The sequence below is a fragment of the Kribbella sp. NPDC002412 genome, assembly GCF_053592935.1.
In genome coordinates this window covers 1-13,426 of sequence record NZ_JBSFBL010000112.1, presented here as the reverse complement: position 1 = coordinate 13,426, position 13,426 = coordinate 1, and the positions used below count along the sequence as shown (strand labels likewise).

The 13,426-nt window shown below is 69.3% G+C and carries 18 protein-coding genes; 9 read left to right on the top strand and 9 right to left on the bottom strand.

Annotated elements, in window-relative coordinates; all coding sequences use genetic code 11:
* The 4 genes from ACWCOV_RS40900 to ACWCOV_RS40885 all read right to left on the bottom strand — a co-directional run.
* Positions 1-279, bottom strand: a 279-nt coding sequence (locus ACWCOV_RS40900) for a hypothetical protein (protein WP_449834769.1), incomplete at its 3' end; no start/stop codon positions are given.
* Between the two features lie 61 nt (positions 280-340).
* Positions 341-637 carry an AzlD domain-containing protein gene (locus ACWCOV_RS40895; protein ID WP_449834768.1) on the bottom strand — a complete coding sequence of 99 codons (297 nt, stop codon included), beginning with the start codon at positions 635-637 and terminating at the stop codon, positions 341-343.
* The gene (locus ACWCOV_RS40890) at positions 634-1,350 is read right to left on the bottom strand and encodes an AzlC family ABC transporter permease (protein WP_449834767.1); all 717 of its coding nucleotides are present in this window, start codon (positions 1,348-1,350) and stop codon (positions 634-636) included. Before ACWCOV_RS40890 ends, ACWCOV_RS40895 begins: the two co-directional genes overlap by 4 nt.
* On the bottom strand, positions 1,347-1,898 hold the full coding sequence (locus ACWCOV_RS40885) for a CGNR zinc finger domain-containing protein (RefSeq protein WP_449834766.1): 552 nt from the start codon (positions 1,896-1,898) through the stop codon (positions 1,347-1,349). The genes ACWCOV_RS40890 and ACWCOV_RS40885 overlap by 4 nt, the downstream gene beginning before the upstream one ends.
* A gap of 133 nt (positions 1,899-2,031) precedes the next feature.
* On the opposite strand from ACWCOV_RS40885, the gene ACWCOV_RS40880 reads away from it, so the two are divergent.
* The gene (locus ACWCOV_RS40880) at positions 2,032-3,840 is read left to right on the top strand and encodes a glycoside hydrolase family 2 protein (RefSeq protein WP_449834765.1); all 1,809 of its coding nucleotides are present in this window, start codon (positions 2,032-2,034) and stop codon (positions 3,838-3,840) included.
* Here ACWCOV_RS40880 and ACWCOV_RS40875 read toward each other — a convergent pair.
* Positions 3,825-4,901 carry a YeiH family protein gene (locus ACWCOV_RS40875; protein ID WP_449834764.1) on the bottom strand — a complete coding sequence of 359 codons (1,077 nt, stop codon included), beginning with the start codon at positions 4,899-4,901 and terminating at the stop codon, positions 3,825-3,827. The genes ACWCOV_RS40880 and ACWCOV_RS40875 overlap by 16 nt on opposite strands.
* Before the next feature lie 96 nt (positions 4,902-4,997).
* Here ACWCOV_RS40875 and ACWCOV_RS40870 point away from each other — a divergent pair, with 96 nt between their 5' ends.
* Positions 4,998-5,756, top strand: a complete 759-nt coding sequence (locus ACWCOV_RS40870; RefSeq protein ID WP_449834763.1) for a GntR family transcriptional regulator — start codon at positions 4,998-5,000, stop codon at positions 5,754-5,756.
* 4 nt (positions 5,757-5,760) lie between these two features.
* On the opposite strand, the gene ACWCOV_RS40865 is transcribed toward ACWCOV_RS40870, so the two are convergent.
* From ACWCOV_RS40865 to ACWCOV_RS40855, 3 genes are all read right to left on the bottom strand, one after another.
* Positions 5,761-6,759: an aldo/keto reductase gene (locus ACWCOV_RS40865; RefSeq protein WP_449834762.1), complete on the bottom strand. Its 999-nt coding sequence runs from the start codon at positions 6,757-6,759 to the stop codon at positions 5,761-5,763.
* A gap of 91 nt (positions 6,760-6,850) precedes the next feature.
* Positions 6,851-7,717: an amidohydrolase family protein gene (locus tag ACWCOV_RS40860; protein WP_449834761.1), complete on the bottom strand. Its 867-nt coding sequence runs from the start codon at positions 7,715-7,717 to the stop codon at positions 6,851-6,853.
* Between the two features lie 25 nt (positions 7,718-7,742).
* Complete coding sequence (locus tag ACWCOV_RS40855; protein ID WP_449834760.1) at positions 7,743-8,657, bottom strand: LysR family transcriptional regulator; 915 nt, start codon at positions 8,655-8,657, stop codon at positions 7,743-7,745.
* A 109-nt stretch (positions 8,658-8,766) separates the two neighbouring features.
* Here ACWCOV_RS40855 and ACWCOV_RS40850 point away from each other — a divergent pair, with 109 nt between their 5' ends.
* The 5 genes from ACWCOV_RS40850 (at position 8,767) to ACWCOV_RS40830 (ending at position 11,668) form a co-directional block, all read left to right on the top strand.
* Positions 8,767-9,474: an SDR family NAD(P)-dependent oxidoreductase gene (locus ACWCOV_RS40850; protein WP_449834759.1), complete on the top strand. Its 708-nt coding sequence runs from the start codon at positions 8,767-8,769 to the stop codon at positions 9,472-9,474.
* A 182-nt stretch (positions 9,475-9,656) separates the two neighbouring features.
* Positions 9,657-10,013 (top strand): hypothetical protein, encoded by a 357-nt coding sequence (locus ACWCOV_RS40845; protein ID WP_449834758.1) that lies wholly within the window; start codon positions 9,657-9,659, stop codon positions 10,011-10,013.
* Between the two features lie 42 nt (positions 10,014-10,055).
* The gene (locus ACWCOV_RS40840) at positions 10,056-10,451 is read left to right on the top strand and encodes a nuclear transport factor 2 family protein (protein ID WP_449834757.1); all 396 of its coding nucleotides are present in this window, start codon (positions 10,056-10,058) and stop codon (positions 10,449-10,451) included.
* A gap of 11 nt (positions 10,452-10,462) precedes the next feature.
* Complete coding sequence (locus tag ACWCOV_RS40835; RefSeq protein WP_449834756.1) at positions 10,463-10,858, top strand: VOC family protein; 396 nt, start codon at positions 10,463-10,465, stop codon at positions 10,856-10,858.
* 24 nt (positions 10,859-10,882) lie between these two features.
* Positions 10,883-11,668, top strand: a complete 786-nt coding sequence (locus ACWCOV_RS40830; RefSeq protein ID WP_449834755.1) for an arylamine N-acetyltransferase family protein — start codon at positions 10,883-10,885, stop codon at positions 11,666-11,668.
* On the opposite strand, the gene ACWCOV_RS40825 is transcribed toward ACWCOV_RS40830, so the two are convergent.
* Positions 11,631-12,263, bottom strand: coding sequence for a flavin reductase family protein (locus ACWCOV_RS40825; RefSeq protein ID WP_449834754.1), 633 nt, complete (start codon positions 12,261-12,263; stop codon positions 11,631-11,633). The genes ACWCOV_RS40830 and ACWCOV_RS40825 overlap by 38 nt on opposite strands.
* A gap of 66 nt (positions 12,264-12,329) precedes the next feature.
* On the opposite strand from ACWCOV_RS40825, the gene ACWCOV_RS40820 reads away from it, so the two are divergent.
* Both ACWCOV_RS40820 and ACWCOV_RS40815 read left to right on the top strand, forming a co-directional pair.
* On the top strand, positions 12,330-13,037 hold the full coding sequence (locus ACWCOV_RS40820; protein WP_449834753.1) for an ArsR/SmtB family transcription factor: 708 nt from the start codon (positions 12,330-12,332) through the stop codon (positions 13,035-13,037).
* Between the two features lie 63 nt (positions 13,038-13,100).
* The gene (locus ACWCOV_RS40815; protein WP_449834752.1) at positions 13,101-13,340 is read left to right on the top strand and encodes a hypothetical protein; all 240 of its coding nucleotides are present in this window, start codon (positions 13,101-13,103) and stop codon (positions 13,338-13,340) included.
* The last annotated feature ends 86 nt before the right edge of the window (positions 13,341-13,426 follow it).

Below are 13,426 nucleotides of genomic sequence, written 5' to 3'. Positions count from 1 at the left end.
AGTCGGCTGCCATGGCTCGACACCGGCTTCTGATCGGTTAGCCTTCCGTGGTGCACCGACGACGAGTCGCTCGACTACGACGCCAAGCTGAGCGGGTACCTCGCGCTGGCCGACGAGCACTTCGAGACCACGAAGTACCACGAGTGGTGCGCGGAGCACCTGGGCGACTTCGACGCCCGCCTCCGTGACTGGGTCGCCGGGCCGGACTTCGACCGCCTGCTCCGGGACACGGTCGCGACCACCTACCCCGAGCACGAGCACGACCAGTTCTTCGCCCACTTCCGGGGCCTCACGAACCTCTGGCTCGCCGATCAGTCCGGCTGATCGTCCGCGGACGCCGTCAGACGAACAGCCGGATGCCGGCGGTGAGGGCGATGCCGGCGGCGACTGCGAGCAGGAGTGGGACTCTGAGGACGGACAGGATCCCGGCAACGCCGACTCCGGTGAGCTGGGTCCAGTCCAGTTCCTTGCCGCCGAGCTCGGTGACGATGAGCCCGGCGAGCAGGACGGGCGCAATCAGGCCGACGACCCGGACAGCTGCCGGCGGTAGCCTGCGCTCGCCCATCAGCAGCGGGCCGCCGGCCTTCATCAGCCAGTTGACGACGGTCACCGCCAAGGCGGCCAGCCAGATCCTCATGACGTCTCCTCCTCGCTCGCGGCAGGCTCCGCTTCGGGCTCCGATCCGCGGTCCGGGATCAAGCCGATCAGCGCGGCCGCGGTGGCTCCGAGCAGCGCGTACCCCGGATCAGTCACCAGCAGCAGACCGGCCGCGACGACCGCTCCGAGCAGCGATGCGGCCAGCGCGCGGCGGGAGCGCCGTACTTCTTCCAGCGCGAGCACCAGGAAGAACGCCGGGAACACGACGTCCAACCCGAACTCGTGCATCAGATCGGCCGACGGTGACGTCAGCGCACCGACCGCGGTCCCGAGCACCCACAGGACCCACTGCGGCAGACTGGCGCCGATCAAGCGGGACACGTCGTACCGGCCGTCGTTGCGGTGCGCAAAGACGAACGAGGCGTCCACCAGCGCCTGTGCCTGCAACGCCCGGGACAGCCGGCTGCCGCGGAGGCTGTCGTTCAGCGCGACACTCATCACCAGGTAGCGCGCGTTGATCAACGCCGCCGAAGCGACCGCGGCCACCACGGTCCCGCCGGACAGCGCCGTCAGCAGGGTGAACTGCGCCGATCCGGAGAACGCCAGCGCCGAGAACAGCACCGGCAGACCGACGCCCCACCCCTGGGCCTCCGCCTCGGCGCCGAAGCTCAACGCCAGCACGAAAGCGGCGCCCGCCGGCCCGAGCCCGAGCCTGATTCCCTCCGCGAGGCCGGCCCGGTGAATCCCGGTCATGCCGGCGCTCCGGCGTGGCGACGCTGATAGTGCCGGCGAGCCCGCGCCCGGTTGCCGCAGTCCGCCGAGCTGCACCACCGGCGCGACCCGTTCCGGCTGCGGTCCAGGAAGAGCCAGCCGCAGTCGCCGTCGTCACACTGCCGGAGCCTGCTCAGATCCTCGTCCTCGAACAGCCGCCAGACGGCCAGCCGCAGTTGGTCGTGAACGGTCCCGGCCCGCCAAACGAGCGGTTGCGCGCTGACGAGCGAGGCGTTGCGTACGGCGTCCTCGATCAGTTCCCGCAGTACGGCGAGATCGTCGGTCTCCGGCTCACCGCCCACTGCCAGCGGATGCAGGACCGCGTACGCCGTCTCGCGGCACTGCCTCAGCGCGTCCCCTTGGTTCTCCGCGGCTCGCGGGTCGAATCCGGTCGCCGTGAGCCACCTCCGCAGGTTCACCGGATCGGCGATCCGGTCGACGCGCCGCCGTACGTCCAGCCGCCAGGCCACGGTGTTGACCAGATCGAGCGCCAGATGCCCGCCGATCAGCTCTGGCCGGTACTCGCCCATGCCCTCACCCTTCTAACGACCAAACAGCATCATGAATCGTTAGCCAGCACAGACGCAACCGGACGCCGTTGCTGAGGCCATTCCAACGTTGTAGTGTCAGGTCGACCGCCTGACTTCACCCCGGGAGCTCTTCATGACCCAGCCTCGCCCTGAACACCCGCGTCCACAGTTCGTTCGGCCGGAGTGGCTGAACCTGAACGGGGAGTGGCAGTTCGAGATCGACCAGGCCGACACCGGTCTCGAGCGTGGGGTGCGGGACCGCGAGTTGCAGCAGCGGATCGTCGTGCCGTTCGCCCCGGAGTCCCAACTGTCCGGGATCGAGAACGTCGACTTCCTCGAGGCGGTCTGGTACCGGACGACTGTCACGATCCCGGCCGACTGGGCCGGCAAGGACGCGGTGCTGCACTTCCAGGCCGTCGACCAGGACGCGACCGTCTGGGTGAACGGCGTCGAGGTGGTCCGGCACCGGGGTGGGTTCACGCCGTTCAGCGCGAACCTGCGCGACGTCGCCCGCCCGGGTGAGGAAGCCCTCATCGTGGTGCGTGCCCGCGACACCCGGCAGGGCGTCCAGGCGCGTGGCAAGCAGACGTCGACGTACTTCAACCACGGCTGCCTCTACACCCGCACCACCGGGATCTGGCAGACCGTCTGGCTCGAGGCGGTGCCGAGCGTTCACCTCGAGCGGCCGCGGATCACCCCGGACGTGGCCGGTTCCAGCTTCCACCTCCAGGTGCCGGTGTCGGCGAACAAGCCGGGCTGGAAGGTGCGCGCGATCCTCAAGGACGCCGACGGCGAGGTCGTGAGCCGGGAGGTCCGCGCCGATCTCGACCTGGCGCCGCGGCTCACGCTGCAGGTGCCGGCCGACCGCGTCCGGCTCTGGGACACCGCCGACCCGCACCTGTACGACGTACGCCTCGAGCTGATCGATGCCGATGGCAACGTTGTGGACGGGGTCGACAGCTACGCCGGCCTGCGGTCGGTGTCGATCAACGGCCAGGCGATCCTGATCAACGGCAAGCACGTGTTCCAGCGGCTGGTGCTGGACCAGGGCTACTGGCCGGAGAGCCTGATGACGGCGCCGTCCGAGGAGGCGCTGGTCGCGGACATCGAGCTGAGCCTGGCGGCCGGGTTCAACGGCGCGCGGCTGCACCAGAAGGTGTTCGAGGAGCGGTTCCTGTACCACGCGGACCGGCTCGGGTACCTGGTCTGGGGCGAGTTCGGTGACTGGGGCTCGGGGGTCGGCGACACCGGCGACGACAACCAGCGGCCGGCGGCGAACTTCGTCACCCAGTGGCTGGAGGCGGTCGAGCGCGACTACAGCCACCCGTCGATCATCGGCTGGTGCCCGCTGAACGAGACGCACCAGGTGCTGCACGACCGGATCACCCAGCTGGACGACGTCACGCGCGCGATGTTCCTGGCGACCAAGGCGGCCGACACGACGCGACCGGTGCTGGACGCGTCCGGGTACTCGCACCGGGTGCCGGAGACCGACGTCTGGGACTCGCACAACTACGAGCAGGACCCGGAGAAGTTCGCCGAGCAGATGGCCGGCCTCGCGGACGGCAAGCCGTACGGGAACGTCCGCGGGCACGACGGCAAGCCGATCTCCCAGCCGTACGCCGGTCAGCCGTACTTCTGCAGTGAGTTCGGCGGCATCTGGTGGAACGCCGAGGCGGCCGCCGCCGGCGCGGCGGGCAACACGAACGAGTCCTGGGGCTACGGCCAGCGGGTCGCGGACGAGGAGGCGTTCTACGTCCGGTTCGCCGGCCTGGTCGACGCGCTGCTCGACAACCCGCTGATGTTCGGCTACTGCTACACGCAGCTCACCGACGTCTTCCAGGAAGAGAACGGCATCTACCGGTTCGACCGCAGCAGCAAGTTCGACGTACCGCGGATCAAGGCCGTCCAGACCCGGCCCGCCGCCTACGAGAAGGACTGAATCGCGAGGCTGCCTGCCGCGACCAGGACCCACAGGATCGCTCCGAGGAGGAGCGGCCGGGGTCCTGTGTCGCGGAGCTCCTTCGGCCGTAGCGAGAGACCGATCGCGACCAGCGCGGACGTGATCAGGAACGTGCCGATCGTGCTCAGCGTAGGCAGCCAGCTCAGTGGCACCAGGCCGGCCGACCGCAGACCGGAGGCGACGATGAAGCCGATCAGGAAGAGCGGGACGAGCTTCCGCCACGGCAGGCGCGGGGTGCTGGAAGTCCTGGCGTCCCGGCGCGATTTCAGCACGACGAGCGCCAGCACGATCGGCACGAGCATCAAGGAGCGGGTCAGCTTGACCACGATCGCCTGGTCGCCGGCCTGCTGGCTGTAGGCGTACCCGGCTGCGACCACAGACGACGTGTCGTTGATCGCCGTACCCGCCCATAGCCCGAAGGCTTCCGGGCTGAGGCCCATCAGGTGGCCGAGCGGTGGGAAGGTCAGTACGGCGACCACGTTGAAGGTGAAGATCGTCGCCAGCGCGTAGGCGACCGATGAGCGCCTGGGGTTGATCGCGGCCGTGGTGGCGGCGATCGCGGACGCGCCGCAGATCGCCGTACCGACGCCGATCAACGTCTGGGTGTCACCCCGGACGCCGAGCAGGCGGCCGAACAGCCAGGCTCCGCCGAGGGCGAGAGCCAGCGTGCCGAGCATCACAGGCAGGGACGAGCTGCCGACGCGGGCCACCTGCTGGAGAGACAGACCGGTTCCCAGTACGACGATCGACAGCTGGAGCAATGTCTTCGCGGCGAACGAGTAGCCGGGCCGGCAGCGTTCGGACCGCGCCGCCGGGACCAGCAGCCCGACCAGCACGCCGAGCAGGATCCCGAACACCGGGCCGCCGACCACAGGCACGAGCCGCCCGAGGGGAACCGCGGCCGCAGCCAGCGCCAGTACGACGGCCAACCCGGGCAACCGCCGGGACGCGGAACGGAGCGCGGCGCCGAGCCGGGCGCGCAGCGGGTGGTCGAGAACGGCGGTCGGGGCGGTTGGTGGCCTAACCTCGACCTGCACCATCGACCGGCTCCCCTCCCGCTAGAAATGTACGCACATTTAAGCTAGGAGATGACCGGACATTTCGCAACCCCGGTGACCGACGGAGGCAGCACCCAGATGACCGAGCGCAGGCTCGACCGCTCCGGCGGCCAGCCGCTCTGGAAGCAGTTGCAGCAGGAACTCGTCCGCCGGCTGCGCGCCGGGGAGTTCGACGACGTCTTCCCCGGTGAACTCGCGCTGGTCGAGGACTACCAGGTCAGCCGGCACACGGTCCGCCAGGCGCTCGCCAAGCTGCGCGCGGACGGCCTGATCGTCGCCGAACGCGGCCGCCAGCCGCGGGTCGCGACGGCACCCGAGATCCGGCAGCCGATGGGCGCCCTCTACAGCCTGTTCTCCTCGGTCGAGGCGTCCGGTCTGCCGCAGCACAGCGTCGTACGGGCGCTGGACATCCGGGCCGACGGGGTCATCGCGGCGCGGCTCGACCTGGAGGCGTCCATCCCGCTGCTCTACCTCGAGCGCCTCCGCTTCGCCGGCGACGAGCCGCTGGCCCTGGACCGCGTGTGGCTGCCGGCATCAGTTGCCGAACCACTCCTGGATGCCGACTTCACCCACACGAGCCTCTACAACGAGCTGGCCGCCCGCACCGGACTACACCTCGACCACGGCCGCGAGGACATCCGCGCCGTCGTCCCCACACCGGCCGAGCGCACGCTGCTGCACTGCCCGCCCGAGGCCGCAGCCTTCTCCATCAACCGGCAAGGTACGTCGCAGAACACCCCGATCGAGTGGCGGCACACCCTGGTCCGGGGCGACCGCTTCGCGCTGTCGGCCGAGTTCTCCGCCAAGACCGGCTACCGCCTGACGGCCAAGGCGTGATCGGTCAGAGGTTGGTCATCCGCTCCTGAGCCTCGGCGTACCGGCCGCCCTGGATCTGGATCTTGGCACCGGCCTCGTCGATCTCGGTCAGCTCGTCCGCGGTCAGCTCGATGCCTGCGGCGCCGAGGTTCTCGTCCAGCCGGTGCAGCTTGCGGGTCCCAGGGATCGGCACGATCCACGGCTGCTGCGCGAGCAGCCAGGCCAGCGCGATCTGGGCGGGCGTGGCGCCCTTGCGGGTCGCGATGCCGGTGAGCAGGTCGACGATCGCCTGGTTGTGCTCGCGGGCATCCGCTTCGAAGCGCGGGATCGTACTGCGGATGTCGTTGGCCGGATCGAAGTCCGTCGACGCGGCGATCGTGCCGGTGAGGAATCCCTTGCCGAGCGGACTGTAGGGGACCAAGCCGATGCCCAGCTCGGCGCACACAGCCAGCACCTCTTGTTCCGGCCGCCGCCACCAGACCGAGTACTCGCTTTGCAGCGCAGTCACCGGGTGGACGGCGTGGGCCCGCCGGATGGTCCCGGCCGCTGCTTCGGACAGACCGAAGTACTTGACCTTCCCCGCTTCGACAAGCTCCTTCACCGTGCCGGCGACGTCCTCGATCGGGACCTCCGGATCGACTCGATGCTGGTAGTAGAGGTCGATCACGTCGACACCGAGCCGCTGCAGTGACCCGTCGACGACCTGCCTGATGCTCTCCGGTCGACTGGTCACCCGGCCCCGCGGCTTCCGCTCGATCGGGTCGATGTCCCAGCCGAACTTGGTCGCGATCACGACCTGGTCCCGGTACGGCGCGAGCGCTTCGCCGACGAGTTCCTCGTTCGCGTACGGCCCGTAGATCTCGGCGGTGTCGAAGAACGTGACGCCGCGCTCCACCGCCGTACGGATCACGCCGAGCATTTCTTGCCGGTCGGGCCGGTCGCTGTAGCCGCCGGTCATGCTCATACACCCCAGCCCGAGCGCGGAAACCTCCGGGCCGTTCGTCCCCAGGATGCGCTTCTCCATGTCCCTGCTCCCGTCTCCACCGTCGATTCGGTTCGACCGTAGGCCGCTCTCGGGAAGCGTGGGAGGCACTGCCAGTACACCCTTGGGGGACCTACAGGCCGAGGAGGCGGGTGCCGTTTCTCCAGCAGACCGCGCGTAACCAGTCTTCGCCAAGGTCCAACGACTCCAGTGCCGACAGCTGGACGGCGTACTCGTACGGGATGTTCGGGAAGTCCGACCCCAGCACGATCCGGTCCTGCAGGTCGCCGAGCCGTGACGTCAGCGAGCGCGGGAACGGCATCAGCTTCTCGGTGAACGGCGTCAACGCCATCGTCGTGTCCAGATGCACATTCGGGTACGACGTGAGCGCCAAATGCTCCACGTACTCCGGCATCCCCAGATGCGCGATCACCGCAGTCAGCCGCGGATGCTTCCGCAGCACCTCCCCGAACGGCCCGGGACCTGTATGCCGCCCGGGAATCGGCCCGGACCCGCAATGCACCACCACCGGCACAGCGGCCTCCGCCAACTGCCCCCACACGTCGTCGAGCTCGTCATCGCGCGGGTCGTAGTCCCCCACCTGCACGTGAACCTTGAAGATCCGCGTGCCGGCCTCCAACGCCTCCCGCACGTACGCCGCCGCGCCCGGCTCAGGGAAGAACGTCCCACTCGAAACACACCCAGGTGTCGCCTCGGCGAAGTCCCGCGCCCACGCGTTGAGCCAGGCCGCCATCCCCGGCTTGTGCGGATAGACCAACGCCGGAAACGCGCGCACCCCCAACGCCTCGAGGGTCTTCAGCCGCTCCTCCACCGACGTCCGGTAGTTGATCGGCCAGGCCGTGCCGTAGTGCTCCGACGCCTGGTCGAAGTACGCCCAGACCGCGTTCATCACCTGGTCCGGCAGGAAGTGCACATGCACATCGACCAAACCCTCCAGGCCGAGCCGCTGCCACCACCCGGGAACGTCCGCGTCACGCATCCCCACACTGTAGGCGGCCCCGCGCCTACCCCAACCGGAACAGGTCGTCAGCCGGAACCCACGAGACGGACAGATCGAGGTCCAGAACGACGCCGCGAGTGAGCGCCTCGATGGCGGCCTGGACGGCGCGGCTCGGCTCGTCGCGGCGGGACACCAGCGCCCAGGTCCAGACCGGCACCGGCTCGACCACGGGCCGGCGGACCAGATCGGGCGGCAGTGGCGTGTCGTCCCGCTTGGGCGACCTGATGACCGGCCGGCGCAACCGCCGTACGTGCTCGAAGAAGGCCGGCCCGGTGATCCCGTGGTCGTCGATTCGCACCACCTCGGCACCGGTCTCGCGGGCGAACTCGACCGCGTAGATGTTCCACGACGCCCAGGTCGCGGTGTCGGCGTCGACGAGTACGGCGGTGTCCTTCGCACGGACGGCGGACTCGTCGCGACCCCCCGCGATAGCGGACAGCTGGTCCGCCCCGATCAGCCGGCCGGCCAGCTCCTGCTCGGCCAGATCGGTCGCACGCACCCAGCAGATCGCGAGGTCGATGCTGCCGTCCGCCACCCGCCTCGCCTGCGTGTGCGACGGCATCACCCACGCGTCGACGAGCAACTGCGCGACCCCTGACGTCCGCTCGACCAGATCGGGCGGTCGCCAGCTCACGTACCCGAGCCGGACCGGTTCGGTCGCCGCCAGGCCGACCGCCGTACGGCGCAACTCGCCGGCCTGGTCGAGCAGCGCGCGCGCCTGCGGCAACAGCGCCTCGCCTTGTGCGGTCAACGTGACGGTACGTCGGTCGCGGTCGAACAACCGCACACCGAGGTCCCGCTCCAGCGACTTGATCTGCTGCGACAGCGACGGGCCCGCGATGTGCAGGCGAGCCGCGGCGCGACCGAAGTTGAGCTCCTCGGCCACGGCGACGAAGTAGCCCAGCTGCCGCAGTTCCACGGGCTCGATCGTAGTAGGCCCCGCCTCTCAGCTGGGAGCAAACCGGTCGTGGAAAACCGTCAAAGGTTCGACAACGATCGAAGTACAACTCCTCCAGAAAGAGAGACTCATGAGCCACCAGAAAGTCGCCGTCGTCACCGGTGCGTCCTCCGGCATCGGCGCGGCCCTCGTCCCGGCGTACCGCAAACTCGGGTACGCCGTGGTCGCCAACTCCCGCACCATCGAGCCGTCGGACGACCCGCTGGTGCTGACCGTGGCCGGCGACATCGCGGCGCCGGGCATCGGCAGCCGGATCGTCGAGCGGGCGATCGAGACGTTCGGCCGGGTCGACACCCTGGTCAACAACGCGGGCGTCTTCGTCGCGAAGCCGTTCACCGAGTACACCACCGAGGACTTCGACCTGGTCACCGGCGTGAACGTGCGCGGGTTCTTCGAGATCACCCAGCGGGCCGTCGCCGCAATGGTTGCCCAGGGCACCGGCCATGTCGTCGGCATCACCACCAGCCTGGCCGACCACGCGAACAGCAACGTGCCGTCCGCGCTCGCCTCGCTGACCAAGGGCGGCCTGAACTCCGTCACGAAGTCGCTCGCCACCGAGTACGCCGCCCGCGGCATCCGGTTCAACGCCGTCGCCCCCGGAGTGATCCGGACGCCGATGCACCCCGCCGAGACCCACGAGTTCCTCGCCGCCCTGCACCCGGTCGGCCGAATGGGCGAGATCGACGAGATCGTCGACGCGGTCCTGTTCCTGGAGGGCGCGAACTTTGTCACCGGCGAGATCGTCCACGTCGACGGCGGCCAACAGGCCGGCCACTGAGCCCTGTCCGTCCGCACCGAGTGGCGCCTGGTCGCCCAGGCTGCGCTCGCGAGCGCGCTGATCTTCGTGGCGGCCGTCAGTCCACTCATCCACCACGGCTTCCACCAAGCGCTGCTGCTGAGCGCCGGCGTAGTCGCCGCCGCCGCAGTCACCGCGGCAGCTATTCCTACAAGGAGATTCTCATGACTGAACTCGAGCTTTTGCACAAAGTTCTCGATCAGTGGAAGGCAGGTGTCGACGCCCACGAGCCCAAGGATGTCGCGGCGCTCTTCGCCGACGACGCGATCTTCCAGGGGCTGCACCTGTACGGCGTCGGCCCGGACGACGTCGCCGCGTACTACGACTCGCAGCCGCTCGGACTGCAGGCGTCGTCCGGCGTCCTGGAGACCAGACGACTCGCGGACGACGTCGTCCTCGGGTACGTCGCCGTCGACTTCACCTTCACCGATCGGCCGGCCATCTCGGTCTACCTCAGCCTGATCGTCCGGCAGCACGGCGACTCCGGGCAGGTCTTGCACTACCAGGTTTCCCGGTTATAGTTGGTTTCACCAACATTGGTGAAACCAACGAAAGAGGAAATCATGAACGCGATTGCCGATCGGCTCGAGATTGCGGACCTGTTCGCGGAGCTGGCGCGGGTGCTGGACGAAGGGACGCCGGACGAGCTGCGCAACGTCTATGCGAAGGACGTCGTGGTGCAGTCGCCGCGCGGCGGCGAGATCCGCGGGATCGACGACGTCGTCGCCTTCGTCGCGGCCACGGACGACGCCAAGACCCAGCACCTGCACGGCAATGTCGTCGTCACCGTCGACGGGGACCGCGCGGAGGCGTCCGCCACCCAACTGGTGTTCTTCTTCCGCGAGGGCGAGGCGCCACACCACCGGGCCGGCGTGAACGCGAGGTACACCGCCGTGCGGACAGCCGATGGGTGGCGCTTCGACCGGGCGACCATCACCCCGGTCTGGCAGGAGGTCTGATACTTGACCGCATGACTGTGAAGGAACTGCGGCTGGTCGTGACGGCCGACGACTACGACGAGGCGGTGACGTTCTACCGGGACGTGCTCGGGCTGCCCGAGCGGGCGTCGTACTCGTCGGAGAACGGGCGGGTGGTGATCCTCGAGGTCGAGCGGGCCACGCTGGAGATCGCGGACCCGGGCCAGGCCGACTTCATCGACGAGGTCGAGGTCGGACGGCGGGTCGCCGGGAAGTACCGGGTCGCGCTCGAGGTGGACGACGCGGCCGCGACCACCCGGACGCTGGCCGACGCCGGCGCGACCGTGGTCGCGGAACCGACCCGGACGCCGTGGAACTCGCTCAACGCCCGGCTGGAGACGCCCGGCGGGATCCAGCTGACCCTGTTCACCGAGCTTGACTTCAAGTGAACTCGAAGTGTTGAGGTAGGCGTCATGTGGGACATCGACGAACTGGACCTGGACGCCTACCTCGACCGGATCGGGCACCCGCGGGTCGCGCCGACCGTGGACAGCCTGCACAGCCTGCACCGGGCGCACGTGCTGGCGATCCCGTTCGAGAACCTCGACGTGATCCTCGGCACGCACCCGGGGATCGGGCTCGGCGCGATCCAGGCGAAGCTGGTACGGCGGCAGCGTGGCGGCTACTGCTACGAGCACACGCTGCTGTTCGGCGCCGCCCTCGAACGGCTCGGATTCGAGGTGGAGCGCCGGGTCGCGCGGGTGCAGCCGCACAAGTCGGGTCCGCGGACCCACGCACTGCTCAAGGTCGGTGTCGACGGGCAGGAGTTCCTCGCCGACGTCGGGTTCGGCGCCGGCCAGCTCTACCCGACTCCTCTCAAGGACGGCGCGATCGTGGACCAGGGCGGCTGGGACCACCGCCTGACCGCCGACGGCGACGTGTGGACGTTGGCGAAGAAGACCCCGGACGGCTGGGTTCCGCAGCACGCGTCCAACGACGAGCCGGTCCGCCCGATCGACTACGAGGTCTACCACCACTACGTCTCGACCCACCCGAACTCACCGTTCACCGGCCGTCCGGTGGTGATGCGCGTCGCGGACGGCGTCACCCGGCGCCTGATCGGCGACGAGCTCACCACCGAGTACTCCGACGGTCTCGTCACCACCCGCGCCGTACCAGCCGCGGATCTTCCGGCTGTGTTGGCCGGCCTCGACGTCGTCCTCAGCGACGAAGAGATCGACCGTCTGAAGCTTCTCTAGGCGTCTCGGTCCGGAACGACTCCCCCAGCTCCGGACCCAGACCGAAGTAGTGCCGGAAGTTGTAGATCAGCGGCGACCACGCGCCCGGATCGACGTACGACGTCCCCGGTACGACGATCCGCTCGTCGGCGTGCACCCGCAACACCTCCGCCTGCACGACCAAGAAGTTGCCGTCAGCACCAATCTCCACCCGGACCGCGGCCGCCTCGAGCTGCACCGGGCACTCGGCCACCCGTGGCGGACCGACCACCTCGGACGCGATCGGGGTCAGTCCGGCCGCCTTGAACTTCTCCCGTTCGAAGCGAAAGCGGGCCCGCTTGTGGTCCGGCACCGGATCGCGACCGGTCAGCGGCGCGAGCCGCTCGACCGCCTCCCACTGCTCCGGCGACGGGAAGCTGATCACCAACTCCGGCCGGTCCTGGAGGTTGGCCGCGGTCTGACCGGCGGTGCCGAGACCGAGGACGACGATGTCGCCGAGCGCCCACGCGGACGACATCGGGGCGAGGTTGGCGGTGCCGTCGGCGTTTTCGGTGGAGAGCAGGGCGACCGGCGTACCGACGTACAGGATGGACGGTTCGATCGTCAGGTGCGTCATGGCTCCCGACGCTAGGCGGCGGTCGCTTCGGCGGGCGCCGAACAGTGCGGACGGCATGATGGACACATGACCACGCAGACGGAGGGGCAGGAGCTGGCCGCCTGGGCCAGGATGCTGGCCGATGCCACCCGGGCGACGGTCTGCCTGGCGCTGCTCGACGGGCGGGCGTGGACGGCAACCGAGTTGGCCCGGGTGGCGAACGTGTCCCGGCCGACGATCAGCGAACATCTCAACCTGCTCGTCGACGGCGGGCTGCTCACCGAGGTCCGGCAGGGGCGGCACCGCTATCTGAAACTGGCCGGTCCGGACACAGCCGAGTTGATCGAAGGGCTCGCGGCGCTGGCGCCGCACCGCACCGAAGTGCTGAGCAGCCTGTCCGCGGTGAGCAAGCGCGACGCGTTCGCACGGGCCCGAACCTGCTACGACCATCTCGCCGGCAAGCTGGGTGTCGCGCTGGCGGATGCGATGACCGAGCGCGGCCTGATCGACTGGTCGGAAGGCGTCGCGCTGACGCCGGAAGGCACGGCCTGGCTGGAAGATCTCGGCATCGTGGTCGAACGGCGGCGCGGCCGGCCCGCACTGCGGTCCTGCCTGGACGTGACAGAACGCAGGCCGCACCTGGCCGGCGCCGTCGGCGCCGCCTTGTGCGAACACGCTTTACAGCAAGGCTGGGTGAGCCACATTCCGGGCGGACGCGCGTTGAAGGTCACCGGCTCCGTCCGTGAGCTGGGCCTGCCGACCGGAGTGGTGCGCGAACTTCTGCCCACAGTCTGAGAATGCCGTGCGTGAACACGCTCCCAGGAGGCGCGTGACGCGGAAACCACCTAGCCTTCGGCCATGACTGAGTTCGAGCCCGGCACCGAACTGGTGTCCCGTCTGCCGCTGCCCAGCCATGTGATCGTCCTCGCGGACGGCCGGTGGCGTCCCGGCTGGCTGATCGGCCGTGAGCACGAGGCGACGGGATGGACCGGCCTGGTGCAGTACGAGGGTGACGACGGCAACGAGCGGACGGAGCGCCTCCCGGCGGACCGGATCGCCCTGCCGGAGTCGCACCGACCGAGCGAACAAGCGTCATAGCGTAGGGAGGGATAACGCACGAAGGCCCCCGGTGTTCACCGGGGCGACGACGATGACGCCTGCAAAGGTCAAGTCGCGGTTCGCCG

Bases quoted from the DNA above. Each gene is read 5' to 3' on its own strand.
- ACWCOV_RS40895 (WP_449834768.1), bottom strand. From the start codon at position 637: ATGAGGATCTGGCTGGCCGCCTTGGCGGTGACCGTCGTCAACTGGCTG.
- ACWCOV_RS40890 (WP_449834767.1), bottom strand. From the start codon at position 1,350: ATGACCGGGATTCACCGGGCCGGCCTCGCGGAGGGAATCAGGCTCGGG.
- ACWCOV_RS40885 (WP_449834766.1), bottom strand. From the start codon at position 1,898: ATGGGCGAGTACCGGCCAGAGCTGATCGGCGGGCATCTGGCGCTCGAT.
- ACWCOV_RS40880 (WP_449834765.1), top strand. From the start codon at position 2,032: ATGACCCAGCCTCGCCCTGAACACCCGCGTCCACAGTTCGTTCGGCCG.
- ACWCOV_RS40875 (WP_449834764.1), bottom strand. From the start codon at position 4,901: ATGGTGCAGGTCGAGGTTAGGCCACCAACCGCCCCGACCGCCGTTCTC.
- ACWCOV_RS40870 (WP_449834763.1), top strand. From the start codon at position 4,998: ATGACCGAGCGCAGGCTCGACCGCTCCGGCGGCCAGCCGCTCTGGAAG.
- ACWCOV_RS40865 (WP_449834762.1), bottom strand. From the start codon at position 6,759: ATGGAGAAGCGCATCCTGGGGACGAACGGCCCGGAGGTTTCCGCGCTC.
- ACWCOV_RS40860 (WP_449834761.1), bottom strand. From the start codon at position 7,717: ATGCGTGACGCGGACGTTCCCGGGTGGTGGCAGCGGCTCGGCCTGGAG.
- ACWCOV_RS40850 (WP_449834759.1), top strand. From the start codon at position 8,767: ATGAGCCACCAGAAAGTCGCCGTCGTCACCGGTGCGTCCTCCGGCATC.
- ACWCOV_RS40845 (WP_449834758.1), top strand. From the start codon at position 9,657: ATGACTGAACTCGAGCTTTTGCACAAAGTTCTCGATCAGTGGAAGGCA.
- ACWCOV_RS40840 (WP_449834757.1), top strand. From the start codon at position 10,056: ATGAACGCGATTGCCGATCGGCTCGAGATTGCGGACCTGTTCGCGGAG.
- ACWCOV_RS40835 (WP_449834756.1), top strand. From the start codon at position 10,463: ATGACTGTGAAGGAACTGCGGCTGGTCGTGACGGCCGACGACTACGAC.
- ACWCOV_RS40830 (WP_449834755.1), top strand. From the start codon at position 10,883: ATGTGGGACATCGACGAACTGGACCTGGACGCCTACCTCGACCGGATC.
- ACWCOV_RS40825 (WP_449834754.1), bottom strand. From the start codon at position 12,263: ATGACGCACCTGACGATCGAACCGTCCATCCTGTACGTCGGTACGCCG.
- ACWCOV_RS40820 (WP_449834753.1), top strand. From the start codon at position 12,330: ATGACCACGCAGACGGAGGGGCAGGAGCTGGCCGCCTGGGCCAGGATG.
- ACWCOV_RS40815 (WP_449834752.1), top strand. From the start codon at position 13,101: ATGACTGAGTTCGAGCCCGGCACCGAACTGGTGTCCCGTCTGCCGCTG.